The sequence below is a fragment of the Arthrobacter sp. Y3224055 genome, from assembly GCF_059090825.1.
In genome coordinates this window covers 283373-309566 of sequence record NZ_JBNHGB010000005.1, presented here as the reverse complement: position 1 = coordinate 309566, position 26194 = coordinate 283373, and the positions used below count along the sequence as shown (strand labels likewise).

At 64.1% G+C, this 26194-nt stretch carries 16 protein-coding genes and 1 tRNA gene; 15 read left to right on the top strand and 2 right to left on the bottom strand.

Annotation, left to right across the window (positions count from 1 at the left end):
• The first annotated feature begins 60 nt into the window (after positions 1 to 60).
• The 15 genes from AC5RTY_RS13770 to pth all read left to right on the top strand — a co-directional run bounded on the left by AC5RTY_RS13770 (position 61) and on the right by pth (position 24405).
• Complete coding sequence (locus AC5RTY_RS13770) at positions 61 to 1098, top strand: hypothetical protein (RefSeq protein ID WP_494139682.1); 1038 nt, start codon at positions 61 to 63, stop codon at positions 1096 to 1098.
• Positions 1099 to 1303: 205 nt separating this feature from the next.
• Complete coding sequence (locus AC5RTY_RS13765) at positions 1304 to 1690, top strand: SpoIIAA family protein (RefSeq protein ID WP_494139681.1); 387 nt, start codon at positions 1304 to 1306, stop codon at positions 1688 to 1690.
• Positions 1680 to 3263: a putative bifunctional diguanylate cyclase/phosphodiesterase gene (locus tag AC5RTY_RS13760; RefSeq protein WP_494014333.1), complete on the top strand. Its 1584-nt coding sequence runs from the start codon at positions 1680 to 1682 to the stop codon at positions 3261 to 3263. Before AC5RTY_RS13765 ends, AC5RTY_RS13760 begins: the two co-directional genes overlap by 11 nt.
• Before the next feature lie 110 nt (positions 3264 to 3373).
• Positions 3374 to 3445 (top strand) — tRNA-Gln (locus AC5RTY_RS13755).
• Positions 3446 to 3501: 56 nt separating this feature from the next.
• Entirely contained in the window at positions 3502 to 5040 is a 1539-nt protein-coding gene (gene glmU / locus AC5RTY_RS13750; protein ID WP_494076230.1) for a bifunctional UDP-N-acetylglucosamine diphosphorylase/glucosamine-1-phosphate N-acetyltransferase GlmU, read from the top strand.
• Positions 5037 to 6017 carry a ribose-phosphate diphosphokinase gene (locus tag AC5RTY_RS13745; protein WP_494068170.1) on the top strand — a complete coding sequence of 327 codons (981 nt, stop codon included), beginning with the start codon at positions 5037 to 5039 and terminating at the stop codon, positions 6015 to 6017. Before glmU ends, AC5RTY_RS13745 begins: the two co-directional genes overlap by 4 nt.
• A 153-nt stretch (positions 6018 to 6170) precedes the next feature.
• Entirely contained in the window at positions 6171 to 8573 is a 2403-nt protein-coding gene (locus AC5RTY_RS13740; RefSeq protein ID WP_494139680.1) for a helix-turn-helix transcriptional regulator, read from the top strand.
• Complete coding sequence (locus AC5RTY_RS13735) at positions 8570 to 11269, top strand: helix-turn-helix transcriptional regulator (RefSeq protein ID WP_494139679.1); 2700 nt, start codon at positions 8570 to 8572, stop codon at positions 11267 to 11269. Before AC5RTY_RS13740 ends, AC5RTY_RS13735 begins: the two co-directional genes overlap by 4 nt.
• Positions 11270 to 11867: 598 nt before the next feature.
• Positions 11868 to 13226 carry a diaminobutyrate--2-oxoglutarate transaminase gene (ectB, locus tag AC5RTY_RS13730; protein WP_494139721.1) on the top strand — a complete coding sequence of 453 codons (1359 nt, stop codon included), beginning with the start codon at positions 11868 to 11870 and terminating at the stop codon, positions 13224 to 13226.
• Positions 13227 to 13378: 152 nt separating this feature from the next.
• The gene (locus AC5RTY_RS13725) at positions 13379 to 14818 is read left to right on the top strand and encodes an aspartate kinase (protein ID WP_494139720.1); all 1440 of its coding nucleotides are present in this window, start codon (positions 13379 to 13381) and stop codon (positions 14816 to 14818) included.
• A gap of 365 nt (positions 14819 to 15183) precedes the next feature.
• Positions 15184 to 20415 (top strand): Pls/PosA family non-ribosomal peptide synthetase, encoded by a 5232-nt coding sequence (locus AC5RTY_RS13720; protein WP_494139678.1) that lies wholly within the window; start codon positions 15184 to 15186, stop codon positions 20413 to 20415.
• 22 nt (positions 20416 to 20437) lie between these two features.
• Positions 20438 to 21688 (top strand): heparan-alpha-glucosaminide N-acetyltransferase domain-containing protein, encoded by a 1251-nt coding sequence (locus AC5RTY_RS13715; RefSeq protein ID WP_494001408.1) that lies wholly within the window; start codon positions 20438 to 20440, stop codon positions 21686 to 21688.
• Between the two features lie 202 nt (positions 21689 to 21890).
• Positions 21891 to 22910, top strand: coding sequence for a M20/M25/M40 family metallo-hydrolase (locus AC5RTY_RS13710; RefSeq protein WP_494139677.1), 1020 nt, complete (start codon positions 21891 to 21893; stop codon positions 22908 to 22910).
• Positions 22911 to 23097: 187 nt separating this feature from the next.
• Positions 23098 to 23697 carry a 50S ribosomal protein L25/general stress protein Ctc gene (locus tag AC5RTY_RS13705; protein WP_494001406.1) on the top strand — a complete coding sequence of 200 codons (600 nt, stop codon included), beginning with the start codon at positions 23098 to 23100 and terminating at the stop codon, positions 23695 to 23697.
• Positions 23698 to 23811: 114 nt separating this feature from the next.
• Positions 23812 to 24405: an aminoacyl-tRNA hydrolase gene (gene pth, locus AC5RTY_RS13700; protein WP_494014326.1), complete on the top strand. Its 594-nt coding sequence runs from the start codon at positions 23812 to 23814 to the stop codon at positions 24403 to 24405.
• 699 nt (positions 24406 to 25104) lie between these two features.
• On the opposite strand, the gene AC5RTY_RS13695 is transcribed toward pth, so the two are convergent.
• Together AC5RTY_RS13695 and pssD are read right to left on the bottom strand one after the other, a co-directional pair.
• On the bottom strand, positions 25105 to 25731 hold the full coding sequence (locus AC5RTY_RS13695) for a glycosyltransferase (protein WP_494139676.1): 627 nt from the start codon (positions 25729 to 25731) through the stop codon (positions 25105 to 25107).
• Positions 25728 to 26177 (bottom strand): PssD/Cps14F family polysaccharide biosynthesis glycosyltransferase, encoded by a 450-nt coding sequence (gene pssD, locus AC5RTY_RS13690; protein ID WP_494001403.1) that lies wholly within the window; start codon positions 26175 to 26177, stop codon positions 25728 to 25730. The genes AC5RTY_RS13695 and pssD overlap by 4 nt, the downstream gene beginning before the upstream one ends.
• Positions 26178 to 26194 lie beyond the last annotated feature (17 nt).

Below are 26194 nucleotides of genomic sequence, written 5' to 3'. Positions count from 1 at the left end.
GATCGGATGCGGGTGGGAGTACGGACTATCACCCCGGCCATTGGCGTTTGGAGGATTCGCATGGTGTCGGTCAATTCTGAGGGAAGCGGTGTTTTCGCTGAACTGCGGGCTCGTGAGGCTTTCGGTCGTAGAGAATATGCGCAGGCGCTGGACCTCGCGAAGCAAGTATCTTCTAGGGCATTGGCTGCCGGCGATGATTCAACGTGGTGGCAGATGACAATGTTCCAAGCCGATTGTCAGCGCGCGATGGGTCTCAACCGGGACTGCATTCATACAGCCTTGCTTCTGCTGGAACATCCACTAACGGTCGGGTCCTCCGAACTTCAGTGCCGCGCGTTGAACCTCTTGTCTGACGTTAGCCAGGCGGCAGGTGAACTTGAACAAGCAGTCGCATATGGTGTTAGGGCCGTCGGCATCGCTCGCGACGGGGGGGTCCCGCAGGATCTGCGTATTGGGTCCTTGCTTGCACTCATTGCAGCATTGGCAGAGAGCGACCAGTTGGAGCGCGCCTGGCAGGAAAGTCAGCAACTCATCCGACTGATTGACACCAACACTGACGCTCAAACGGCAGGAAAGTGCTACTGGGTCGCGGGAAACGTCGCTTTTCTGAGACAACAGGCCAGCGATGGGGTGAAGTATCACAAGTTGGCGGCTGAGCATTTGTCGCCTTCGAATGACCTCGCTCTTTGGGCGTGGTTCAACCGAGCCTCGGCGGCTATGAGGTTAACGGCCGGTATCGCCGACACAGAAACGGCCGATTGCATGGAGCGGGCCGAACTCGCAGCGACCATTATTGGTACGGATGACGGAGATGTCTTTAAGAACATGCTCAATCGTGCGCATTGGCACTTTCTGAACGGTGAAGCAAGCAGCGCAATCGAGATGCTCACGTCGATTTGCGCAGAGTCCTCAGCGATGGCACACCACACGGCGGGTGAAGCGAATATGTTGCTTGCGAAAGCCCTGCGGGAACAAGGCGATTGTGCATCGGCCCTACGCCACTTGAAGGACAGTCAAGCGTATTTCAGCCAAGCCGGTGCCAAGGACAGGGCGGCCCAAGTTGCGGCTACAATCGCCGAGTTTCCGCGGGCTTCGTAATATGCATTCTTCATCGTGTCATTGAGCGTGTCGTGAACTCCGTTCGTTTACGCTGTGAACGATTGGCAGTTCTAAAGCAGTAAGTTCTGGATTTGCTGGACGGGAGCGAAAGCTTCCACCGAATCGTTGGGGAGCGGATGCACGTGCTAGGTCATGGCTGGCCCGAGAGGGTTGCAGGAGCGGTATCCAATATCGACGCGGCCGCATGAGGCGCGTGGTTGACGCGGCCGATGCCGTTGCAGCCGACGTGGTCAGTGCCGGCGACGGCATCATCAGCGTCGATCTTCCGCGCGGAGCAGCCTTCACCGACGAAGTCGCGGCCCGCACGTCAACACAGCTTCGCGTTCTTTCCGGCGGCCACCCTTGCCGTGTCTTGATGCGGATGACAGGCGTCACATCAATTTCCCGCCTGGCCCGGTCGATGCTGGGTCGGCAGACGAATGCGTCCGCCATTGCCCTCGTGGGTGAGTCTCCGGTGGACCGGGTGATCGCCAACTTCGTACTGGGAGCCGAACCGTCCGAATGCCCTGTCCGCTACTTTGACTCCGAACCACAGGCCCTCGCGTGGCTGGAACGGGACAATGCCGCATAATCCCGATCCTCGGCTCCAGCAGTTGGTCGACGGGATGGTCCGCCTGGCCGGAGGCGATCTGACCACCAGGATCGACCCCTCGCCGGCACGCGACGATATCGACGCCGTCATCACGGGCGTCAACCTCTTGGCCGAGGAACTGCAGCTTAGCTACATGGAACTGGAACAGCGCGTCGAGCAACGGACGGCTGAACTGCGCCAGGCACATCGGGACATGAGCCGGATGGCCCTTACCGATGCCTTGACCGGGCTGGCGAACCGCACGGCCTTGGCCAAGGACATGGACGCCGCGCTCGACGACGCGCGGTCCGGCCAGCGGGCCCCGGCATTGCTCCTGCTGGACATGGATTCCTTCAAGCAGGTCAACGACAGCTTTGGCCACGACGCCGGCGACCGCGTACTCACGGTCGTGGCAAACAGGCTGAGGTCCGTCGTGCGCGACGGCGACACGGTGGCACGGCTGGGCGGCGACGAATTTGCGGTCCTGCTTCCGCGCGCGACGACGGATCTCGCGCTCCAGGTGGCCCAGCGGATTCTGGGCGTGCTCAATGACGAAATCCAACTGGATGAAGTTACTGTCTGGCCCCAGGCCAGCATTGGCGTCCGGGTGGCAGATGCGGGACAGACCGCGCAGGGCCTGCTGCTGGACGCGGACACGGCCATGTACGAGGCGAAAAAAGACCCTCAGAACCGCACCAAGGTCTTCCAGTCCCATATGCTCCAAACGCGCCAACTGCACAACCAGATGGCGACCGAACTCCGCGGCGCCATCGCGACCGGCGGCTTCGAGCTCGAGTACCAACCGGTGGTGGATCTGTGCACGGGCCTGCCGATCGGGGTGGAAGCGTTGATCCGGTGGAATCACCCGGTGCGGGGACGTGTCATGCCGGCCGACTTCATCCCCATGGCGGAACAGACCGGCCTGATTGTTGACCTGGGGCGGTGGACCTTGTCGGCGGCCGCGCACCAGTTCGCCCAGTGGTCCGCCGAACTGAACCTGGACCCGGGGTTCCAGATCCGCGTTAATCTCTCAGTAGCCGAGCTCCAACGCATCGACCTGGTAGAGCACGTTCGGGGCGTTTTGAGGGATTCCGGAATGCCGGCCGAGTCGCTGGTGCTGGAGATCACGGAGACCGGTCTGGTTACCGGGGGAGAAGTGGAGACCTACTCCTTGCTTGCCCTGCGCAAGCTCGGGATCGGCATCGAAATCGATGACTTCGGAACCGGCTACTCATCGATCAGTTACCTGCGCCGGTTGCCGGTCGACATGGTCAAAGTGGACCGGTCAATCATTGCTACGCATTCGGCCGACGGTTCCCAGCAGGACTTCATCGGTGCCGTCCTTCAGCTCATTCGTGCTGCGGGGCTGGACGCGATCTTCGAGGGCATCGAGACGCGGGAACAGGCCGAACAATTGCGCGATCTTGGCTGTAGCGGTGGCCAGGGGTTCTATTTCAGCAAGCCGGTGTCGGCAGCAGTCATGGCCCGGCTGTTGCGCAGCGGTGCCAGCCTGCCGGCGGCCGTCGAGCCATCCTTTGAGGACGCACCCAGCCTCGCGACCGCGGTGGAGTGACCGGCACGGAAGCCATGTGTCGGCGGCCGGTGCCGCCGAGTCGCATCGGGGTTGGCAAACGTGGCAAAATGGACACTTGTGCCACCGGGTCAGTGTTCTTGGCGGCACGGTCCGCCCTGGTGTAATGGCAGCACCCCGGCCTTTGGAGCCGTGGAGTATAGGTTCGAATCCTATGGGCGGAACGACCACCGGCCGGTAAACCGGAGGTGCTGCGGCAGGTAGGATGCCGTTAACCCAAATGCACCGGCCACACCGGAATCAGCGCAGCGAGGAGTGCCACTTAGTGAGCCCCCAGGACGTCCCTGAACAAAACGTCAAAAACGCTTCAACACCGGCAGCGGTCATCGTCCTGGCCGCGGGGGCGGGCACCCGGATGAAGTCCAAAAAGCCCAAGATCCTGCATGAGATCGGCGGCGTCTCCATGGTGGGCCACGCGCTCGCCGCGGCACGCGGCCTGGCACCCACGGTGCTTGCCGCCGTCGTACGCCATGAGCGTGACCGGGTGGCGGAGCATATCACTTCGCTGGATCCGGATGTACTGATCGTCGACCAGGACGAGATCCCCGGCACCGGGCGCGCAGTGGAGGTGGCGCTGGATGCCCTTCCCGCCCAGCCGGACGGCCCCGTGGTGGTCACCTACGGCGACGTTCCGCTGCTGACCACGGCGCTGCTGAAGGAACTCGTGGCCGAGCATGCCTCCAGCGGGAATGCCGTTACCGTACTGACCGCAGTCCTCGATGACGCCGGCGGATACGGGCGGATCATCCGCGCCGAGGACGGCAGTGTCCAGGGCATCGTCGAGCACAAGGACGCCACGGACGAACAGCGCGCGATCCGTGAGGTCAACTCCGGAATCTATGCCTTCGATGCCGGAGTCCTTCGCGCCGCCCTGTCCAGGATCACCACGGACAACGCCCAGGGCGAGAAGTACCTGACCGACGTGCTGTCGCTGGCCCGGGCCGACGGCGGCCGGGTGGCCGCCGTCGTCACCACCGACCGCTGGCAGGTGGAGGGGGCCAACGACCGGGTCCAGTTGGCTGCCCTGGGGGCGGAGCACAACCGGCGGGTCTTGGACGCTGCCATGCGCGCCGGCGTCAGCATCGTGGACCCGTCATCCACCTGGATCGACTCGACGGTGACGTTCGGCACCGACGTGACGCTGCTGCCCGGCACCCAGCTGCACGGCGCCACGCATGTCGCCTCCGATGCCGTGGTGGGGCCGGAGACGACCCTGACGAACGTGACCGTGGGCGAGGGCGCCTCGGTCATCAGGACGCACGGCACCGATTCCGAGATCGGGCCCGGCGCCACCGTTGGCCCGTTCACCTACCTCCGCCCCGGCACGGTGCTGGGCGAGAAGGGGAAGATCGGCGCGTTCTACGAAACCAAGAACGTGACCATCGGCAAGGGCGCCAAGCTGTCCCATCTGGGCTACGCCGGGGATGCGGAGATCGGTGAGTATGCCAACATTGGCTGTGGCAACATCACCGCCAATTACGACGGCGAAAAGAAGCACCGTACCGTCATCGGCTCGAATGTGCGCACCGGCTCGAACACCGTCTTTGTGGCTCCCGTGCACGTGGGCGACGGTGCCTACTCCGGCGCAGGCGCGGTGATCCGCAAGGATGTGCCGCCCGGAGCGCTCGCGGTCAGCGTCGCGCCGCAGCGGAACCTTGACGGCTGGGTGCAGAAGAACCGCCCCGGCAGCTCATCTGCAGAAGCTGCCACCCGAACTTCCTCCACGCAATCCCCAACTGCAGAAAGTGATCCTTCATGAGCGGAATCAAGGCACAGGGCGAAAAGAGGCTGGTGCTGGCCTCCGGACGCGCCCATCCGGAACTGGCGCGGGAGATCGCCAAAGAGTTGGAGATCGACCTCCTGCCGACGTCCGCCTACGACTTCGCAAACGGCGAGATCTACGTCCGGTTCGAGGAAAGCGTGCGCGGTACCGACGCCTTCGTGATCCAGGCGCACCCGGCTCCCATCAACGAATGGCTGATGGAGCACCTGATCATGGTGGACACGCTGAAGCGGGCCTCGGCCAAGCGCATCACCGTGGTCGCTCCGTTCTACCCGTATGCCCGGCAGGACAAGAAGCACCGCGGCCGGGAACCGATCTCGGCCCGCCTGGTGGCCGACATGTACAAGACGGCCGGCGCCGACCGGCTGATGTCCGTCGACCTGCACACGGCGCAGATCCAGGGCTTCTTCGACGGTCCTGTCGACCACCTCATGGCCATCCCGCTCCTGGCCGAGTACGTCCGCACACGGGTCGACCTGGACAACGTGACCGTGGTGTCTCCGGATACCGGCCGCGTCCGCGTTGCCGAACAGTGGGCCGAACGCCTGGGCGGGGCTCCGTTGGCCTTCGTACACAAGTCCCGCGACGTGAACGCGCCCAACCAGGCCGTGTCGAAGCAGGTCGTCGGCTTGGTTGAGGGCCGCACCTGCGTGCTGATCGACGACATGATCGACACCGGCGGAACGATCTCCGGCGCCGTTCAGGTCCTGAAGAACGCCGGCGCCAAGGACGTCATCATCGCGGCAACGCACGCCGTGTTCTCGGATCCCGCCGCCCGCCGGCTTTCCGAGAGCGGTGCCCGGGAAGTGGTGGTCACCAACACGCTGCCGATCCCGCCGGAGAAAAACTTCAAGGAATTGACCGTCCTGTCGATTGCTCCGCTGATCGCCCGCGCGGTCCGCGAAGTCTTCGAAGACGGCTCGGTCACGAGCCTCTTCGACGGCAAGGCCTGACAGCGGGGCCTGACACAGTTTCAACCAGTCTCTAGCGGTTCCTGAGCGGAGCCGGCGACGGGTGACGGCCGGACGATGTGGCCGCCCCCTCGCCGGCTCCCTTTCCGTCTCCGGAGGCTTCCCGTCTCAGACCGGGACTGTACCTTGGCCGGCGTGGATCATCTGCCGCAGCCGTTCCCGGCCCACCCGCCTGCTACTCGTGTACAAGGCCGGACTCGCTGGCTATGGTTAATCCCACGTCCGATGGGGGTCGGGCGTTGGGGGCAGGGGAAGAAAGACGGTCTCGCCATGAAGGCTGAGAGTTTATTCAGTCATGCGCTTGTGCCCGGCCCGGACACGGTTCTGATCGGCCGGGTGGAGGTCGCAGGAGCGGTTCTTGAAGCGCTGACGGACAGGGGATCCGCGGGCGCGGTCGTCGTCGCGCCCTCTGGATACGGGAAGACGCTGCTGGCACGGCATGTGGTTAAACATCTTGGGGAACGCGTCCTGGTCGTCCAACTGCGCGGCACCGCGTACGCGCGCAGCCGCTCCTACGGGGCGCTGACATACTTGCTTGCCGAGTTGGATGACTCGCAGCTGGCGCACCCGATGCTGGTTCTGGACGGATTGTCACAACAACTGAGCCAGGCAGCCGGCGGCAGAGACATCGTCCTGCTGATCGACAACGCGGAGCATATCGATGGCGACTCCGCGACACTGCTCGGCCAACTGGTCACGAGGGGAGATGTACGAAGCATTATTCTCGCCCGGGATTTTTCGGCGGTTCCGCCGGCGTTCCTGAGCCTGGGCCACGACCCGCGAATGCGGCGGATCGACCTGCCTCCCCTGAACCAGTCGGAAGTTGGCGAGCTGGCTGCGACCGGGCTGGACGGACGGCTTTCACGCGAAGCGGCGCGGGTGCTGCAGGCACATTCCGGCGGGAATCCAAGGTTGGTTCCGTTGCTGGTCAGGGACTACGTATCCTCAGGTACTCTCCGGGAACGAAACGGCGTATGGGTCCACACCGGCAAACCGGTCCGGCTGGGGCCGCCCACGGTGAGCACTGTGTGCGCGACCCTGAGCGGTTTGGACGACGACGTTCTGGAGCTCGCCCGCCAACTCGCGGAGTCCGGCGGTCTTCCCCTGTCCGATCTGCAGGCGACCGGGCGCGGTGGTGCCTTGGACCAGCTTCAGTATCGCGGGATAGCCGGCATCGGCTACTATCCGGCCCCAGTGGTCAAAATCGCTGACCGGCTCATGGCAGAGGCCCTCCGCGCAACCTCGCCCGACGGCCTCTATCGGTCCCGGCCACCGGCCGTGCCCCGGACGACCCTCCGCAGCCACCCGGAACCGGTCCGGAACGGCTTGGTGCCGCCGCTAAACACGGCCCGGTCCATGGTCTTTCAGGGTGAGTACGCTGGCTCGCTAGACCTGCTTCGGCGCTGTGCAGAGGATCCCTTTGTCCCGACGTGGCAGAGGCTGCTCAGCCGGGCCCTGCTCTGCGAGTCCTTGGCAGTCACCGGGCGCAGTGATGATGCGCTGGCGGTTGCCGACGAGCCGTGGCCCGACCTTGCAACGGTGCCTGAAGAACGCCGCCGGGAGATCCAACAGCACCGGGCCGCAGCCTACTTGCTGTCCGGCTCCTGGTTGGACGGCGCCGGGCGTCTCCGCCAGTGCGGCCGCCGTGGTGATCCCGGCGGTACGTGGGAGGAACTCGTTGACGGCATCGTACTGGCCTTAACCGGTGATCTGCACCGTGCAGCGGGCCTGCTGCGCTCTGCCCGCGCCCAGTCGTCGGAAGCGGATCCCGACGGATTGGCACCATTGGCCGAAGCGGCCTTGGCTTACTGCCGGGCCATGCTCAATGAAGCCGGCGGACAGGCAGGAACAGAACCCCCCCGCGGCGGGGCAAGTCCCTGGCTCATCAACCGCCTGGAACGGCACTTTCGCGCCATGGCACGGGCGGCCAGCGGCGACGTCGATGGTGCGCTGCGACTGCTGCGGCAGCAGGCGGCTGCGGACCGGTCGGCGGCGGTCGGCGCCATGGAGATGATGGCGCTGGCGGCCATGGCGCGTCTGTGCGGGGTGGACGAGGATGGCCGACTGCTGGAACTTGCCACCCGGTGCCAAGGACCTTTCGCCGATGTCTGCGAAACGTACGCGAAGGGCCTCGCTTCCGGAAACGCCAGCCTGCTTCTCCAAGCGGCCGAGAAAGCGGCTAGAGCCGGTCAACTGACCTTTGCCCGCGACGTAGCCGGCCAGGCCGAGGCGGCCGCAGACAGATCGGGACGGGCCGATGTACTCCGCAGGGTCAGGCGCAAGGTTCGCACACTCCTTGAGGCCGGGACGGAATCAGGCTACGAGGCCGCCTGGCGCGGGCGCCTCACGGCGCGTGAACAGGCTGTTGCCAGGTATGTTGCCGAGGGCCGCAGCAATCACGCTGTCGCCCGGGAACTTGGTGTCTCGACCAGAACGGTCGAAGGCCACTTGTACCAGGTGTTTTCCAAACTGCTCATTCGCAGCCGTCAAGAGTTGGCCGAGATGCTGGCTCCGGACTCCCCTGGCCCAACCGCATGAACGTTTCCGGCTCCGGGGGCGGGCGCCGGGACCTCGTCGATGCGGTGACCGCTTGCCTCGCCGGCCAGGCAACCGGCGGAGCGGTGCTTTACGGGGACGCAGGCATAGGGAAGTCCACCGTCGCGGATGGGGTTGTCCGGAACCTTGGGGACACGGTGCGGGTGCAGCGGGTACGAGCCGAACCAACCCTGGCGCACGTGCCCTACGGTGCGCTCTTTCCTTATCTGAGGGGAGTGACCCCCGCGGAGTTGGAATCTCCGCTGGCGGTCCTGCGGACGGTGCGCACCTCCCTTGCCAAGGGCCCCGCGGGCGAGGCCCGTCCCCTGTTACTGATGGTCGACGATGTCCATGATCTGGACGACGCGAGCAGCCATCTGCTGGCGCAACTGGTCATGGCGCGCTCACTCAAGATCCTTGCGCTCTGTAGAAGCTGGAGCGCGCAGCCGCGGGAGCTCCTGGAATTGTGTCAGGACGGGATCCTGGAAGCCTTCGAAGTGCGCCCGCTCACGACGGGGGAAGTCCGCAACACCCTTGAACAGATGTTTGGAGGGGCCGTAGCCGGCGGGACGGTGCAGATGCTGCAGCACAAGTCTTTGGGGAATCCGCACCTCCTGAAGGCCTTGGCCGCCCACGCTGCTGCAGCGGGCAATGTGGTGCAGCACCACGGAGTGTGGCGGATGATCCAGGAACCCACTGGCCTGGATCCGGGCGCACTTGATCTGTTCAAGGGACTGGTCAATGGGCTGGAGGCACCTCAGCGGCGTGTGGTGGACATCGCCGCACTGGCCGGCTCGGTGCCGGCTGCAGCGGCCGGTGCCCTCTTCGACAGTATGGCGGTCCGATCCTTGGAGGAGATGGGGCTGTTGGCGGACATGCGCACCGGAAACCTCGCCGTGCGGCTTCGGTTCCCGCCGTACGCGGACGTTATCCGATCCATGGTGCCCGCAGGACGCAGCGCGGAACTTCTCAACCAATACCTGGACGTCATGAAATGCCTGGAACCTGCACCGGAGAGAGCCAGGGTGGAACTGGTGCGCTGGCAGGTTGACGCCGGCCGGCCGCCGTCACCCGAAGAATTACTGCCTGCCGCGTGTGCCGCCAATGACGAGTGTGACCATCAGCTGGCTCTAAGGCTTGCAGATGCCGGCACAAACGGCCAGCCTGCCGCTCTGGTGGAACGAGCGCGCGCCCATTGGGGGCTGGGCGACAGCTCGGAGGCCAAAACGGCGCTGGACCTGATCCATGAGAACGTGGACCATCGGACAATCGCGGCCGCCGCGCTGCTCCGGGCGTCCCTGGTGGAGCCGGAAGCCGGGTACCGGGTTCAGCTTGAAAAGATTTCCTCCGGTTGGATGGAAGCAGCGGCGGCGCAACCCTCGACGGCCCCGGGCGACGCTCCGGTCGCAGCGGCGTGCCTGGATGCAGCAACCGGTGCTTGGTTGCTGCAGGCTTATGCCGACATGTTGGAAGGAAACTTCGGAACGGCCCTCGACCGGCTGGAGAACGCCCCTGCCCCTGGATCTGAGGATGCTGGAGTTACCCGACTGCTTGCCGGTACCGTCAAGGCGCTTTGCCTGGCGGAAACCGGCCGTTTCAGGCAGGCGGCGGAAGCCGGGACAGAGGCCCTGAAGCTGGTCGCGGCAACTCCGTCGCTACGGTCCTTCTATCCCTTTGTCTTCTCCCGGAACGTGGAGTCCTTGTTGATCGCCGGCCGCTACCAGGAGGCAGAACGCGCCCTGGATGAATACAGCAGGACCGCGCCGTGCCGGCACCGTTGGTTTTCAGGTAACGAATCCGCTCTGCGAGGACTGCTTCTCTTTCGAAGGGGCCGGATGAAGCCCGCGGTCCAGTCGTTGGCGGAAGGTATCGGCCCGCTGCGCCACGAGGATCAAGGGATGCTGCTTCCATCCGTGCTCGGAGCCGCAGCAGCCGGAGCGGCTCTGTTGGGCAACGGCGGGCAAGCCAAAGACTTCCGGGTTGGCCTGCAGAAAGAAGCGGGCACCGGGAGCCGCCCGCGCCTGCTTGCAGCCTCTGCCTACGCTGCAGCAGCTGCATCAAGCCGCGCGGGCCCGCCGGGAACAGCACGCGCGAATCCGGTTCTTCTGCTGGACGAACTTGAAGCCTTCGCGGCAACCGCCCGTGCGGCGGGATGGGTCAGCGCAGAGAAAGAGATTCGGGAGCATCAGCTCCTGCTCGGGGACGGTAGCGGGGCGGCACGTCTCGCGGAACTGTGCGCCCCGTTGGATGGGCCCGAAACCCAGGCTTTGGCGGCTGTCGCGTCCAGCAGGGCCTCATCGGATCCGGGGGGTTTGATGGCAGCAGCCGAGATGGCAACGCGTGCGGGCAAAGATTTGCTCGCGGCCACGGCAACGTCCTGGGCATCGGAAATCTACCAGCGGCAGGGGCTTCAACGCCAGCACAACGGTGCACTGCACCAATTGCGGGTAACCCTGCGCCGACTCGACGGTGTCACGACTCCTGCAACCGAACGTGCCCGGGGGAGTGCACCGGCACTGACCGCGCGGGAGCAACAAATTGTCCACTTGGTGCGCCGGGGCGCCAGCAACAAGCAGATCGCGGAGTCCTTGACGCTCTCTCCCCGGACCGCCGAGGGACACCTGTACCGGATATACCGAAAACTCGGGGTCGAGAACCGCCAGCAGCTGATCCGGTACGCCGAAGTACTGGATCAGTGAGGGCCAACAGCAAGTATCTGAAGCGCAGATCCAAGTACCGCCCGCGAAGCAGCAAGTAGGCCATCGGTCATGCCGCGGCAGGAAACAGCCGAATTGTCGGTCCAAGTCGAGTGTCGGCTACTTGGGCATACATCGTAGCCGCTTCCTAGGCTGAAACTGTCGAAAGCTTCGGTAGAAACCAAGGGGGCGTGAGGCTCTCGACGACTATCGGTTCCGGGACAGTCCGCGGGCATGCGTCGGCGGGCTGTGACATCCATCCCGGCAACCGAATTTGGGGCACGGGCCTCGCCTGGGACACGGGCAGCATCGCGCATCCCCGTAGGAGCACTGCGCGCGCTGGTCGATCGCAGAATCCGTCTGGTGGAACGGATTGGGGACCCGGTTGAACAGATTGGGGAATCGTCATGATCGCAGAACTCGACAAGGTCTCGAGGGCCTGCCACACGCATGTTCACACATGCGGCGGTCCCGCACGGTCCGGCGCAGCAGAACGGGTCACCGGAGCTGTCCAGGCCTGCAGCCCGGGACTCACACGCTCCCCCCGCCCGGAGGAGACGTGCCCGGGGCGGCAGTCAGCGACAGCTAAGGCAGGTTAATGATGGATATTTTTACATCTCTGGAGTCGGAGGTCCGCAGTTACTGCCGGACCTGGGATACCGTTTTCGACTACGCCGCCGGGGACACGCTGCATAGCGAGGACGGCAGGGAGTATCTGGATTTTTTTTCGGGCGCAGGAGCACTCAATTACGGGCACAATAATCCGCTTCTGCTGGAGCCGCTGATTACTTACTTGCGCTCCGGGTCGGTCATCCATTCACTCGATATGAAGACGACGGCGAAGCGACGATTCCTGGAGACGTTCCTGGAACTAATCCTGATCCCTCGCGGTCTCGACTATAAGGTCATGTTCACCGGCCCCACCGGGACGAACAGCGTCGAAGCGGCGCTGAAGCTGGCGCGCAAGGTTACCGGCCGGCACCAAGTGCTGAGCTTCACCAATGCGTTTCACGGGATGACCCTTGGCGCACTGGCGGTAACGGGCAATTCACTAAAACGCCAAGGCGCAGGAGTTCCGCTCAATAACGCCTCTAGCTTCCCTTATGACGGCTACTTCGATCAGCCGACGGAAGATTTCCTGTGGCTGCAGCATGCGTTGGAGGACAGCGGGTCCGGACTGGACAAACCCGCCGCGGTCATAGTGGAGACGGTTCAGGGCGAGGGAGGGCTCAGAGCGGCCAGTGGAAGTTGGCTGCGGCGACTCTCCGATATCTGTCACCAGCACGGCATGCTTCTGATCGTCGATGATGTCCAGGCCGGGTGTGGACGTACGGGCACGTTCTTCAGCTTTGAGGAAGCAGGTATCCAACCCGATATTGTCTGCCTGTCGAAATCACTGTCCGGTTTCGGACTGCCGCTTGCCGTCATGTTGTTGAAACCCGAACTGGACATCTGGAAGCCGGGAGAGCACAACGGTACCTTCCGCGGCCATAACCCGGCCTTCGTAACCGGGACCGCGGCCCTGGAACACTTCTGGAACGGTCGGGGATTCGAACGAGACATCGCGGCACGGTCCGCACAGTTGCATGCAGCTCTGGCAACGATGGCGGCCGGCATTGAAGGCGCCCTTGTCCGCGGTCGAGGGCTCTTGGCAGGCGTGTATTTCCCGGACCGGACAATGGCACGAAAAGTTGCCGCCGAATCCTTCGCCCGTGGCTTGCTTGTAGAAACGTCCGGGCCGGAGGGAGAAGTGCTCAAAGCCATGCCTGCATTGACTATCAGCGCGGAAAACATGACCCGCGGGCTTGACCTGCTTGCAGAGGCTGTCCGATCGGTTGCCGGTGAATGGCTTGACGAAACGCCGGGCAGCCGCGGTGGGGACGTCCTCAGGCCGCGGGCGTCCAGTTCGGCGCTGCTGCGCGCAGTGAGCACGCCGAGCCGAGCACACATTGGCAAATAGGCGGTTAGCTCTGGACGGGCGCAGCAGGGCAATCCGGAGTGTTGGCGGGGCAGCGACCGCACCCGAGGTGCAGCGGCAGCCCAGCAAGTTTGGGGGTCAGGGTGAAAAACTTTAAGCGCATAGATGAGGCCATGGATGAGGCTGCTGTCCGCATGGCACAGGACTCATTCGAGCTGCCGCGCAGCGCCTCGAGGCTCGGCGAGCCACTGCCTTGGGGCGAACGAGCGGAGGCGGCGGGCACGGCTGGACGCTCAACCAACATCATCGTGCAGAAGTTCGGTGGCTCGTCGGTGGCGAATGCCGACGGCATTCGTCGCGCCGCTCACCGAGTGGCTGAGACACAGGCGTCTGGATATCAAGTCGTTGCGGTGGTTTCCGCCATGGGCGACACCACCGACGAGTTGTTGGATCTCGCGGCTAGTGTTTCGCCGCATCCCCCTGCCCGCGAACTCGACACCCTGCTGACGACCGGCGAACTCGTTTCGGCGGCCTTGCTGGCGATCGCCTTGGCCGATCTGGGCGTCGATGTCCGGACCTTCACAGGCAGCGAGGCGGGCCTCATCACCGACGACTGCCACGGCAAAGCTCACATTATCGATGTCGATCCGCGCCAAGTCCGTGCCTGCTTGAAGAACGGTCAGGTCGCCGTCGTGGCAGGGTTTCAGGGCAAAAGCCTTAAAGGGAAGACGGTCACCACTCTGGGGAGGGGTGGTTCGGACTTGACCGCCGTCGCACTCGCCGCAGCACTCGGCGCAGGCGTCTGCGAGATCTATACGGATGTCGACGGTATTTATACGGCAGATCCGCGAATCGTTCCCAACGCGCGCAAGATCGATGTACTCGCCAGCGAGGAAATGCTCGAGTTCGCAGCCGCGGGGGCAAAAGTTCTCCACCTCCGATGCATTGAATACGCTCGCCGCTTCGGTATTCCGATCCATGTCCGTTCTTCGTTCGTGCAAAAGCGGGGCACCATGATCCTGCCCAGTCTCGATCAACCCCGTTCGGATGCGCACGCAGGCGAGCAGACTCTGGTTTCGGGCGTGGCAAGCGTCAACTCCGCTGCACAAGTGACCATCGCCGGAATCCCGGCCTGCTCGAGGACTGCCGCGCGACTCCTTCAGGAGCTCGCCGCATCGGGGCTGAACATCGAAATGATCGCCCAGAATTCGCGGGACGCGGGGACCGGAATCGCCGACATCACCTTCACCCTCCCATCTACGGAGGCGTCGGCAGCCATAGCGGCCCTGGACGCGGCCCGGAGCCGCATCGGATTTGAAGCCCTGTACCACAAGGGAGAAGTGGGCAAGGTCTTGCTCACCGGACTCGGGATGCGCTCTTCGCCCACTACCCTCAGCACTTTCTTCAGAGCACTTTCGGACGCCGGGATCAGTCCGGAGATGATCTCGATTTCCGAGCTGTGCATCGCGGCCGTGGCACGGGCCGATGAGCTTGCCGATGCTGTCCGCGCTCTGCAGGACGCCTTTGGTCTCACGCCGCAGGACAAGGAAGCGGCGGGCGACCGTTCGCCGGACACGCTTCCGCAGTTCGAGGTTCAGGCGCTCGCCGCTACCCGGCCGGGATCTTCCGCATGACGTCTGACTGGGGAGGAAGGTGCAGCTTAGGCAATGTGCCGAGCCGGCACGAGGACATCAGCTTTCTGCGCCACGCGAGCAGGGACTGACCCCAGTGACCCATACGCCCAAATGCAGTGCAGAAACGGGAGGTACCAATGGCGCCAGCCGAGAACTCGTACCTTAAATCAGAGGACACCACCATGCTGGTCAGGCAGTCCCACGCGCGGACGCCGGCCGGCGCTCATAAAGCGGCGCCCAAAGAATTAGTCGCACTGGCGGCGCCAACGGACCCCGCCCCGGCAGGAGCCAGCGAACGGACCGGCAGCACAATCACTCCCGCCCCCGGCGTGTACTCAGGGGGGCCTGCACCGATTCCTCGCACGTTGCTGGACATCCTCTTTCGCTCCGTAGACGAGTACCCGGACGCGCTGGCGTTGGATGACGGCACCACCTCATTGAATTACCTGGCGCTGCTGGAGCGGATCGAGTCCCTGGCCCTGAACCTGCGCGAACGCGGGATCGGTGCCGGAGACCGGGTCGGCATCCTGATGGCCCTTGGTACGGTCGACCTCTACATCGCAGTGCTGGCCGTACTCGTTCGCGGAGCGGCATGCGTCCCTGTCGATCCTGACGAGCTCGGTGACCGGGCCGCTTTGGTATGGGAAGCGGCCGAAGTATGCGCGGTAGTCGGACCCGGGCTTCGGGTCCGTCCCGTCATCGGAGCGCCCGCCCACGGAGAGGCTCGCCCGCCCACCGCCGACGACGATGCATGGATCATCGTCAGCTCAGGCTCGACCGGCCAATACAAGTCAATCGCAGTGTCGCACCGGTCGGCGGCCGCCTTTGTGGACGCTGAAGCGTCGGTCTTTTGCGCCGAGGATCCGCTCGGGCCCCGCGATCGTGTGCTGACCGGTCTCTCCGGCAGGTCCGGCCTGTGCCACGAAATGTGGCTGGCGTGGCGGCACGGCGCCTGCTTGGTGCCGGCACCTCCCGAGGTCATCCGCTCAGGCGAAAACCTGAGCCCGTGGCTGGTGCAACGGGGTATCACCGTGGTTTCAACGGCGTCTGCCCTCGCTGCACTATGGCAGGCGGAATCGCTGCAAGACGTCCGGTTGCTGATCTTCGGCGAGGAATGCCCACCGCATCTTGCGCCGCGGCTGGCCGCCCCCGGCAGGGAAGTATGGCACACGTACCGTCCCATCGAGGCCATCGTCGCCTGTGCTCCAGCCCATGGGTCGACTCCGGCGGGCATCGGCCGGCCGCTGCCCGGCTGGCAACTGGCCGTAGTGGACAGGAACGACCAGCCTGTCGCCTGGGGCGAAGAAGGAGAACTGGTCATCGGCGGGGTTGGCTTAGGCCGCTGCCTCGATCCAGGCGAAGACGTCGAGAAATATGCTCCCCTGGGCGCCCTCGGCTGGCCCCGGGCCTACCGCACTGGGGATTTTGTTCGCGCCGATCCTGAAGGCCCGGTGTTTGTCGATCGGGCCGGCGGGCAGGCAGAACCCGCAGGGCGAAGAGTCGAATTGAGCGAGACGGAGCTCAGCGCAGCACCGTACGAGGTGCGCTCGGGCGGTCCGGCAACCGCAACCGACGTAGTTCACGAGCCGATGACGACCGCGGTAGACCTGCTGCTGCAGTCCCCGCACCGCCAAGAGGTGCGGTGGTCTCCGGGCGAGCGCCTGGAGGAGCTCTTCGAGAGCCGATGCGACTTGTTGCGCCGCGAAGGCCGGGCAGGCCAGTTGGCGGTCGACTCCGCGGACTCGAGGTTGACCTACGATCAGCTCGACGCGCGGGCCAATCAGCTGGCCCGGCATTTGCTCGATGACGGAGCCCAGGCCGGCGATCGCATTGCGCTGTTGTTCGACCACGCCGTGTGGGCCTATGTCTCAATACTGGCGGTGCTGAAGATCCGGGCGGCGTATGTGCCGCTGGACGCGGGATTTCCGCCGGACCGGATGGGTTACATCATGGAGGACGCCGGGGCCAGCCGCGTGCTGACCTTGAGCCACCTGGCCAGTCTGTTGCCGGAGGACTGCCCGCGCGCCCTGAGTTTGGACACGGCCGCCGCGGACATTGCAGCCATGTCCGGCTCCCGGCTCGCAGACAGCGAGAAGCCCGCCCCTGTCGAGAACCTGGCCTACGTCATCTACACGTCGGGCTCCACGGGCCGTCCCAAAGGGGTGGCCATCGAACACTCCAGCATTTGCAACTTCGTCAGGGTCGCCGCCGAGGTCTACGGATATCAGGGCAACGACCGCGTCTATCAGGGACTGACGATCGCCTTCGACTTTTCTGTCGAGGAGATGTGGGTGCCGTGGATGGTCGGGGCGACGTTGGTGCCCAAGCCGAGTTCGAAGAGCCTGCTCGGGGTTGACCTGGAACGGTTTCTGCTCGACAACCGTATTACCGCGATGTGTTGTGTACCCACCCTGTTGGCCACACTGGAGCACGAACTCCCTGACCTGCGTTTTCTGCTGGTCTCGGGTGAGGCGTGCCCGCGCGATCTGGCCGAGCGTTGGTACCGGCCCGGCCGGAGATTCCTCAATGTCTACGGGCCCACCGAAGCGACCGTGACCGCCACGTGGGACGTTCTGCATCCCGACAAGCCGATCACCCTCGGCCAGCCGCTGCCGACCTACACGATCATGATCCTGGATCCCGACGAGCCGCGTGCCCTGCCACGGGGAGAGACAGGCGAGATCGGCATCGCCGGGATCGGGCTGGCGGTGGGTTATGTGAATCATCCCGAGAAGACTAATGCGGTCTTTATCCCCGACTTCATGGGCATTTCGAATAACCCATCGGGACGCATCTACCGCAGCGGCGACCTTGGGCGGATCAACGACGACGGGTTGATCGAGTACTACGGCCGAATCGATACCCAGGTCAAAATCCGCGGGTACCGGATCGAGCTGTCAGAAATTGAATCGGTGCTTCTGCAAATCCCTGGGATCGCGCAGGCAGTCGTCGAGACCCATGAGTCGGCACCGGGGATGACAGAGCTTGCCGCGTTCTATACGTTGCGCCAAGGGGTCTCCGAACTCGCGCCCGAGGAGATCAGGGAGGAGCTCCGCGACCGGCTGCCGGGCTACATGATCCCGGCCTTCTATGAGCAGCTTGAGACCATGCCGATGCTGCCCAGCGACAAGGCCGACCGGAAAAACCTGCCGACACCCAGCAACCGGGTGAGCGCTTCAGCCGAGGGCGAGTACTGCGAACCGGCGACGGACGCCGAGGCGGCTCTCGCCGAGCAGCTTGCTGCCGTGTTGGGATTGGAGCGCGTCTCCGTCGAGGCTCACATGTTCGAGAATCTCGGGGCCAACTCCCTGATAATTGCGCGATTCTCCGCCGCGCTGCGCACGAACACCGACCTGCCGCCGGTTGATCTGCAGGTCATCTACGAGCATCCGACGATCCGAGAGCTCGCCGCTGCTCTTACTTCCCCGACAGCCCCCCACGCTTGGGCAGCACAGGAACCGCACCCCAGGCCCAAACGAGGGCGGGCCGGCACTTTCGACGTCGTGCTCTGCGGTGCCCTGCAAGCCGCACTCGCCATCGGCTACTCCTACACCTTCCTCACGGCGATCACGGCCGGCTTCACCTGGGTCATTGCAGGGGAGGGCGTCCTGGAGACCTGGGGGCGATCGGTCGTCATCGGATTCAGCTTCTTTCTGGCCCTCAGCATCGTGCCGATCCTGCTGAAATGGCTGCTCCTCGGACGATGGGAAGAGCAGAACATCCGCATCTGGTCCCTGGCCTACGTCAAGTTCTGGTTTGTCCGGGCGCTGGTCAGACTCAACCCGTTGGCCTTCTTCGTCGGGACCCCCATCCTTCCCTTCTACCTGCGGTTGCTGGGAGCCAAGATCGGCTCCAACGTCACCATCCTCACCCCCATCACTCCGGTATGCACCGACCTCTTGACGATCGGCAGCGGGACGGTGATCAACAGGGATGCGTTTTACCTGTGCTACCGGGCCCACGACGGGTGGATCCAGACCGGCCGGGTCACGCTTGGCCAGGACGTCCTGGTGAGCGAGAGGTGCGTGCTGGACATCAACTCCACGATGGGCGACGGAGCTCAATTGGGTCACTCGTCGTCCTTGCAGCGGCTGCAATCCGTACCCGCCGGCGAAAGCTGGCACGGGTCCCCTGCGGTGCCGACCGACGTGAACTACCGGTTCGTCGAGCCGCTGCCGTGCAGCCGGCGGCGGCGGGTCACCTTCAGCGTGCTCCTCCTGCTCAACAACACTGTCCTGTTCGGCCCGTTGCTTCTACTGGCCATTGCGCTGCTCCTGCCGGCCTACGGGGAAACCGGCCATATGGACCACACGAACCCGGGCTTCTACGCGGATCTGGTATTCGCTTCATTCGTCGTGCTGTTTGGTGGCATGTTCCTCGGTCTGGCCGCAATGTTCACGGTTCCCCGGCTGCTCAACCTCCTGATTAAACCGGGGCAGGTTTATCCGATGTACGGGCTGCGCTACGCCGCCCACCGGCTCATCTTCCGGCTGACCAACGTCTTCCAGTTCATGCACATCACCGGGGACAGCTCCCTGGCTGTGCACTACCTTCGTCTGCTGGGTTACAAGCAGCCAAATGTTGAGCAGACAGGATCGAATTTCGGGACGGAACTCGACCATGACAACCCCTACCTGACTACCGTCGGATCCGGAACGATGATCTCCGACGGCGTGTCGATCAGTAACGCCAACTACTCAGGTACGTCCTTCAGCGTCTCCGAGGTGAAAATCGGGGCGAAAAACTTTTTCGGCAACGACATTCCGTATCCGTCCCGCGCCCGTGTCGGCGACAACGTTCTCTTCGGCAGTAAAGTCATGATTCCCATCCATGGCCAGGTTCGGGAAAACGTCGGCCTGCTCGGATCACCGGCGTTCGAGATTCCCCGGTCGGTCAATCGCGACCTCAAAACGGACCGGCGGGAAGAAATGATCCGCCGGCTGCCGGCCAAGAACCGGCACAATGCCGTCTCCCTTGGGCTGTACCTGGCGAGCCGGTGGGTCCTCATCCTCGCCGGCATGCTGGCCTTTTCACTCGCCCTCATACTCTTCCCGGGCGTTCCGGGACTCGGGCTGTACCTGGGCACCGTCAGCTTCGGCGCCTTCATGATCGCCTTCTTCATCGTGCTCGAGCGTGCCGCCCAGGGATTCAAAGCCATGGTCCCGACCGTTTGCTCCATCTACGACGTCAGATTCTGGCGGCACGAACGGTTCTGGAAGTTCATCACGTATCCGCTGTATTTCTTTGACGGCACCCCGTTCAAGCCCCTGTTCTGGCGCCTGCAGGGCGTGCGGATGGGTAAGCGTGTCTTTGACGACGGCTGCGTCATCCCGGAGAAGACGCTGGTGACCATCGGTGACGACGCGACTCTCAATAACTCCAGCGTCGTCCAGTGCCACTCCATGGAGGACGGCGTCTTCAAACTCGACGCGATCGCCCTCGGCCGGGGAGTCACCTTGGGCGTCGGGTCCTACCTGCTCTACGACGTCGTCATGGGCGACGGCTCGGTCCTGGAGGCCGATTCCCTCCTGATGAAGGGTAGCCAAGTGCCGGAGGGCGCGCGGTACGGCGGCAACCCCGCACGAGAGATCGTTTAGACAGCGAAAGAGAAGGACGAACATGAGCCGTATTCCGGACAGGCAGGGACGCGACCCCGGCCCCGCAGACGCTAAATCGATGCAGAAGCGGAGCCGATTGGTCGGCATCGACGCGGCCCGTGGCCTCGCCCTCATCGGGATGATCGCCATTCACATCTTGCCGGACGCGAACCAGGACACCGGCGAGCCCACTTTGGCGTGGATCTTGTTCGCCGGTGACTCCGCTGCGCTGTTCGCCCTCCTTGCCGGAGTGGGTTTGGCCCTGTCCTCCGGGGGGAACAGACCGCACACGGGGCCGAGGATGGCCGGGGACCGACTGGGACTGGCCGTTCGGGCCGTCCTGATCGGAGCCATAGCCCTGGCGATCGCGCCCTTCTTGCAGCAGGAGGATCCTCCTGCCAACGGCATCTTGATCTACTATTCGGTGTTCTTCTTGCTCGCCATTCCTTTCTTGCATCTGCGGCCCAGAACCTTGTTCATCAGCGCGGCCGTCTTCGGCATCGTCTCGCCGATCCTCCTGCAGAAGCTGGATCCATTCCTCCCGACATCGTCGACGTTCAACCCCGCCGTCGGGCATTTCTTCTTCGAACCCGCCGGCGTGGTCTCGGATTTACTGCTGACCGGCTCATATCCGGCGCTGGCCTACATGTGTTACATCCTGACCGGCCTTGGCATCGGACGGCTGGACCTGCGAAGGCCCAGGGTGCAGGGATATATCGCCGGTATCGGTGCAGGCCTGGCGATCTTGTCCAACGCGGCCTCCGCCATCCTGCTGTACGCCATGGGAGGCTTCGAGCAATTGGTGGCCACCAGCGGGATGACGGGGGAAGAGCTGGACAACGGCCTTATCTTCGGGCCCGGGATCATTCCGGACACCTCCGCGTGGTGGCTGGCGATCGCGACGCCGCACTCGAACATGCCCCTGGCCATCGCCAGCAGTCTGGGGCTCGGTCTGTTGGCGGTCGGTGTGTTCCTCCTGATCGAAGGGGCGGCCGCACGCTTGCTGACGCCGCTTGCCGCAATGGGCTCGATGACCCTGACCCTTTACTCCGCACACCTGCTCGCGCTGAGCCCTGAGCTGCACTACGAGGCACCCTTCCTGTGGTTCATCGTGCATTTGACGGTCGCCCTCGCCTTCGCCCTGATCTGGAGACGGTGGATGGGACAAGGCCCATTGGAGAGACCGGTCGCCGCGGGCGCCAAGAACTTCCGGCAAATCGTGGACGACGGATCATCGTCCCCCACGGCTGCTTCAGGAACGGCTTCCCGCTGATTCGGGACCTCCTGGCCCCCGGGGGGAATGCTTTGGGCTGCACCGACCATTAGGTAGCCGATTGCTTTTCGGGCCCCGGTTCACTCTGAGGCCCCGTTCATCCCCGCTCATTCTGCCGACTCCAAACCTGCCGTCGGACATTGCCCGGCCCCCGGAGCCGGCAGCTAGAATGCTGTGGTGATGTTGCACTCATGAGGACGACATGAAACTCCACTGGCCCAGGCGCCGGAGATCCCTTGTCCTCGTCGCGGCGCTCGGGCTGGTGGTTCTCCTGGCGGCGATTGTGCTGGCCGCCGAACGGGCAGACAGACCCGTGCCGCAGGCCTCAGTTGCCACAGCGTACGAGCATCTTGAAGAGTTTCAAGCAATGGCCGATGAGCACGGCGACCGGGCCAGCGGCACCTCCGGGTACGAGGCGGCGGCCCGATACGTGGAAGAGCAGCTCGAGAGTGCGGGTTATCAAAGCACGCGCCAGTACTTTACTTTCGAAACACGTGGCGAAAGCCATGAGTCCTTCAACATCATTGCCGAGACGGCCGGCGGCAGTGACGACAACGTGATAATGCTGGGCGCCCACCTCGACGGGGTGCGGAACAGTCCGGCGATCAATGACAACGCCTCCGGTGCGGCGGCCCTGCTGGAGGCCGCGCAAGAACTCAGCCAACGGGGTGAACCAAATAATAAGGTGCGCTTCGCGTGGTGGGGGGCGGAAGAGTTTCCGGAGGCGTTCGGCTCCAAGCATTATGTCGAAGATCTGGCAGAGCACGACCGCAGCGAACTCGACCACATCGCCGCCTATCTGAACATCGACATGGTAGCCTCGCCCAACTACGTCATCGCGGTCTACGACCCACAGAAATCCGACGACGACTCCGAGTGGGAGGTGCCCGACGGGTCGGAGGAGATCATGCAGTTCTTCACCGACTACTTCGACTCCCGTGCCCAGCCCTGGGTGCCAACGGAATGGAACTTCTATTCCGATCAAGTGGCGTTCATCGAGGAAGATATTGCTGTGGGCGGCCTCTTCACCGGCAGCGACGAGAGAAAAACCGCCCGGGAGAGCATCCTTTTCGGTGGCGCACCAGGGCAGCCACGAGACCCGAACTACCACAAATCGGGCGATGACATTGGCAACGTCGATCTGGAGGCGCTGGGCATTATGACCGACGCGATCACCCATGCCGCCACCAGCCTGGCTGAAGACAGCAGCGCGCTGGAGTAAGCGGGTGCAGGATTCGGGCCAGCGCCTCGACCCTGATAAACTTCTGGCATTGCCTAGGCGAGGGAGAGCCGGAACCGGTTCTCCGTTATCGACGGTGGCTAGCAGCTTCGTTCTCTGCACTGGTATCGGTGCGGCGGGTCGGTCTCTAGGCACCCGCCTCAAAACCACCCAGCACAAGGAGAACATTATGTCCGACCAGAAGCTTGCAGCTGAAGTCCGCAGCGAATTCGGCAAGGGCGCCGCGCGCCGGGCCCGCCGCAACGCCCAGATCCCCGCCGTTATTTACGGTCACGGGGCAGAGCCGCTGCACGTGCTGCTTCCGCAGAAGGCCACGACGCTGGCGCTGCGTACCTCCAACGCGCTGCTGACCCTGGACATTGACGGGGACGAGCACCTGGCCCTGGCCAAGGACATCCAGCGCGATCCGATCGCCCAGATCATCGAGCACGTTGACCTGCTCACCGTGCGCAAGGGCGAGAAGGTTCACGTCGACGTCAACATCCACGTCGAAGGCGAAGTTGCCCCGGGCGCCATCTTGGATCTGGAAGAGTTCACCGTTCTGGTCGAGGCCGATGCGACCGCTCTGCCGGAGGCGCTGACCATCAACGTTGAGGGCCGTGAGGTTGGCGAGCACGTTCACGCCACCGACATTCAGCTGCCTGCCGGCGTCAGCCTGCTGATCCCCGAGGACACCGTCATCGCCGCGGTTTCCGCTCCGACCGTGGCCGAGCCTGAAGCCGCTGAAGGCGAAGCCGCCGAGCCGGCTGCCGAGACCCCGGCCGAGTAACAACACGGCCTCAAAGCCCCCGGCGACGCGCGTGCGCATTCGCCGGGGGCTTTGGTCTATCCCTAGGATGATCTTGAATCCTTCGCATCTACCGTCCGAGGAGCACCCGTCTACGTGAGCACCGACACCTGGCTGATAATCGGTTTGGGGAACCCGGGCCCCGGCTACAGCGGCAATCGGCACAACGTCGGCCAGATGGCCCTCGACGAGCTGGCCGGCAGGGTCGGCGGTTCGTTCAAGTCGCACAAGGCGCACGCACAGGTTTTGGAAGGGCGCCTGGGAATTGGCGGGCCCAGGGTTGTGCTCGCCAAGCCACTGACGTTCATGAATCTGTCCGGGGGACCGACGTCGGCGCTGTGCCGGTTTTTCTCAATCGAACCGGACCACGTGGTCGCCTTGCACGACGAGATCGACATCCCCTTCAATACGATCAAACTCAAGATCGGCGGGGGAGAGGGCGGGCACAACGGACTCCGCGACATGTCCAAGGCGCTGGCGACCAAGGATTACTACAGGATTCGCATAGGCGTTGGCCGCCCGCCGGGCCGGATGGATACGGCGGACTACGTGCTGCGCGATTTCTCGACGGCGGAAAAGAAAGACCTTCCCTTCCTTTTGGACGATGCAGCAGACGCGGTGGAACTGCTCCTGTCCGACGGGCTTCTCGCCGCGCAGCAAAAGTATCACGCCAACGCCAAGCAGGGGTGAGTGTCGGGAAGACCGCAGGGGTATCCCGCGGGTCATGGGCGCGGCGACCTAACCCAAGAACGAGTGGTGACTACTCGTGTCAGGTCGCCCTCGGCTCTTTACGCTGAGAAGGTGTTGTTGCGCCGTCAAGGCGGAGTCGCAATACCGTGCGCGTGGAGCTGAAGGGTCCGGGCGCATCCAGCCGACCGGCGGGGTTGGCGAAAGCCAGAGGAACCGCGAAGGCGGAACCTTCCCCCCAGGCCCCGTCGGTCTCTGCTGGATAACGAAGAAATTCGGGCTCGGGAAGAAAGACGGTCCAATGCGGAAGCAACAGGGATCGTCGTAGCGGACGGTCAACTGAGTCGCCGCCTAACGCAGGTCCGCGATGGAGGGCTGGGCGCCGGCGCAAGGCGTCACACAACCGTGGATTGGCACGCCCGCACCAACCGTGCATAAAATCGTTTCAGCCTGAGTGGCTCCCTGAGCGGGGCCGACGATGGGCGGCCTCCGAGACTGGGCCACCCCCATCCCATCGTCGGCCCCTTTTTCATGGCCATTCCGATGCAGGCGTGCCGCGGGCAAACCTCGGGTTGCGCTGCGTCGGGGGCATTTAACGCAGCGCAACCCTTCGGTCAGGGATTCTGCCCGCCTGCGCAGGGCGGGCTCGTCCCCGTCTAGCGGGACTACGGCGGTTCCGGCTCGATCCGGACTGCCGCAGGCCTAGTTTCGAACGACGCGGGGAGCTTTTAACCCCGCGTGCGTGTGGACTTCCCTCTGCCGCAGCGCCAGAAGCTGCCGGATACGGCGAAGCGCAATAGGCCCGGTGGGTGTCTTTTCCAGTTGTTCGACTGCCGCGCCGAGCCGTTCGGCAGCCTCGGCTGCCAAAGAAACGCGCGGCGGCGTACGAACAGACGAGGGGGCGAGCAGCGCCCTCTCGAGTTCGGCGGCCAACGACCGCTGGTCCTGCACGAGGATCGCGTCCCCGTGCTGCGCCATCGTCTCGGTAAACGCAATCTGGTGCCCGTCGACGACCTCCCGCAGTTCCGGCCGCCGGGGCACCGCGATCGGCAGATGGCCGGCCTCACGGGCATCGAGGATGGAGCCTGGCCCGCCCTGGACGACGACGACAGTGGCAGTTCGATACAGTGCCAGCAAGTCCTCGCGCGGCATTCTGGTGACCCCGTCTGCGTGCCGGGGCGGACGGCTGGCTCCGTGCTGCACAAGGCACGACGGTGGATCGGAAAGACCGGCCAGCCAGTCGTCGATCCAGTCGACCAAGCGGTCGAACGTGTGATGGTCGGTTCCCAACGAGACCACGACCTGCGGAGCGGGGTGCGCGCTGTTCACAGTACCGGTCCGATATTCACGGCTTCGGGGTAGAAGCGCCGCTGTTCTTCCCACTGGATGCAGAAGAGCTCGGACAAAGGGTAGCAAAGGCGGCCGCTCAGGGTCGGCATGGTAATCCGATCAAAGCACTCTATGTACACCGTGTGGATGCCGAGCAGGCGGGCGACCAGGAAGAACGGGACACTCACGCCGGCGCCAACGGAAACCACCACGTCGGGGCGCTCCCGGCGGAGCGTCGGCCAGGCCAAAAGCAGGTTTCTGATGGCATTGCGGACATTCCTGGTGGTGGGATAAAAGCACCAGGTGACGTTTTCGTTGTGCAAAGCAGCCTCGACCTCGGGCCGCTGGAACGTCACCCAACTGCGGGCGTGCTGGCTCCACCACTTATCCAACGGCAGCAGCTGGGCCAGATGCCCGCCCGCCGACGTCACGAACATGATTTTCATGCGCCGTCCTCCCCCTA

Excerpts from the sequence above, each read along its gene's own strand:
- AC5RTY_RS13770 (WP_494139682.1), top strand. The coding sequence starts at position 61 with ATGGTGTCGGTCAATTCTGAGGGAAGCGGTGTTTTCGCTGAACTGCGG.
- AC5RTY_RS13765 (WP_494139681.1), top strand. The coding sequence starts at position 1,304 with ATGAGGCGCGTGGTTGACGCGGCCGATGCCGTTGCAGCCGACGTGGTC.
- AC5RTY_RS13760 (WP_494014333.1), top strand. The coding sequence starts at position 1,680 with ATGCCGCATAATCCCGATCCTCGGCTCCAGCAGTTGGTCGACGGGATG.
- glmU (WP_494076230.1), top strand. The coding sequence starts at position 3,502 with ATGCACCGGCCACACCGGAATCAGCGCAGCGAGGAGTGCCACTTAGTG.
- AC5RTY_RS13745 (WP_494068170.1), top strand. The coding sequence starts at position 5,037 with ATGAGCGGAATCAAGGCACAGGGCGAAAAGAGGCTGGTGCTGGCCTCC.
- AC5RTY_RS13735 (WP_494139679.1), top strand. The coding sequence starts at position 8,570 with ATGAACGTTTCCGGCTCCGGGGGCGGGCGCCGGGACCTCGTCGATGCG.
- ectB (WP_494139721.1), top strand. The coding sequence starts at position 11,868 with ATGGATATTTTTACATCTCTGGAGTCGGAGGTCCGCAGTTACTGCCGG.
- AC5RTY_RS13725 (WP_494139720.1), top strand. The coding sequence starts at position 13,379 with ATGGCACAGGACTCATTCGAGCTGCCGCGCAGCGCCTCGAGGCTCGGC.
- AC5RTY_RS13715 (WP_494001408.1), top strand. The coding sequence starts at position 20,438 with ATGAGCCGTATTCCGGACAGGCAGGGACGCGACCCCGGCCCCGCAGAC.
- AC5RTY_RS13710 (WP_494139677.1), top strand. The coding sequence starts at position 21,891 with ATGAAACTCCACTGGCCCAGGCGCCGGAGATCCCTTGTCCTCGTCGCG.
- AC5RTY_RS13705 (WP_494001406.1), top strand. The coding sequence starts at position 23,098 with ATGTCCGACCAGAAGCTTGCAGCTGAAGTCCGCAGCGAATTCGGCAAG.
- pssD (WP_494001403.1), bottom strand. The coding sequence starts at position 26,177 with ATGAAAATCATGTTCGTGACGTCGGCGGGCGGGCATCTGGCCCAGCTG.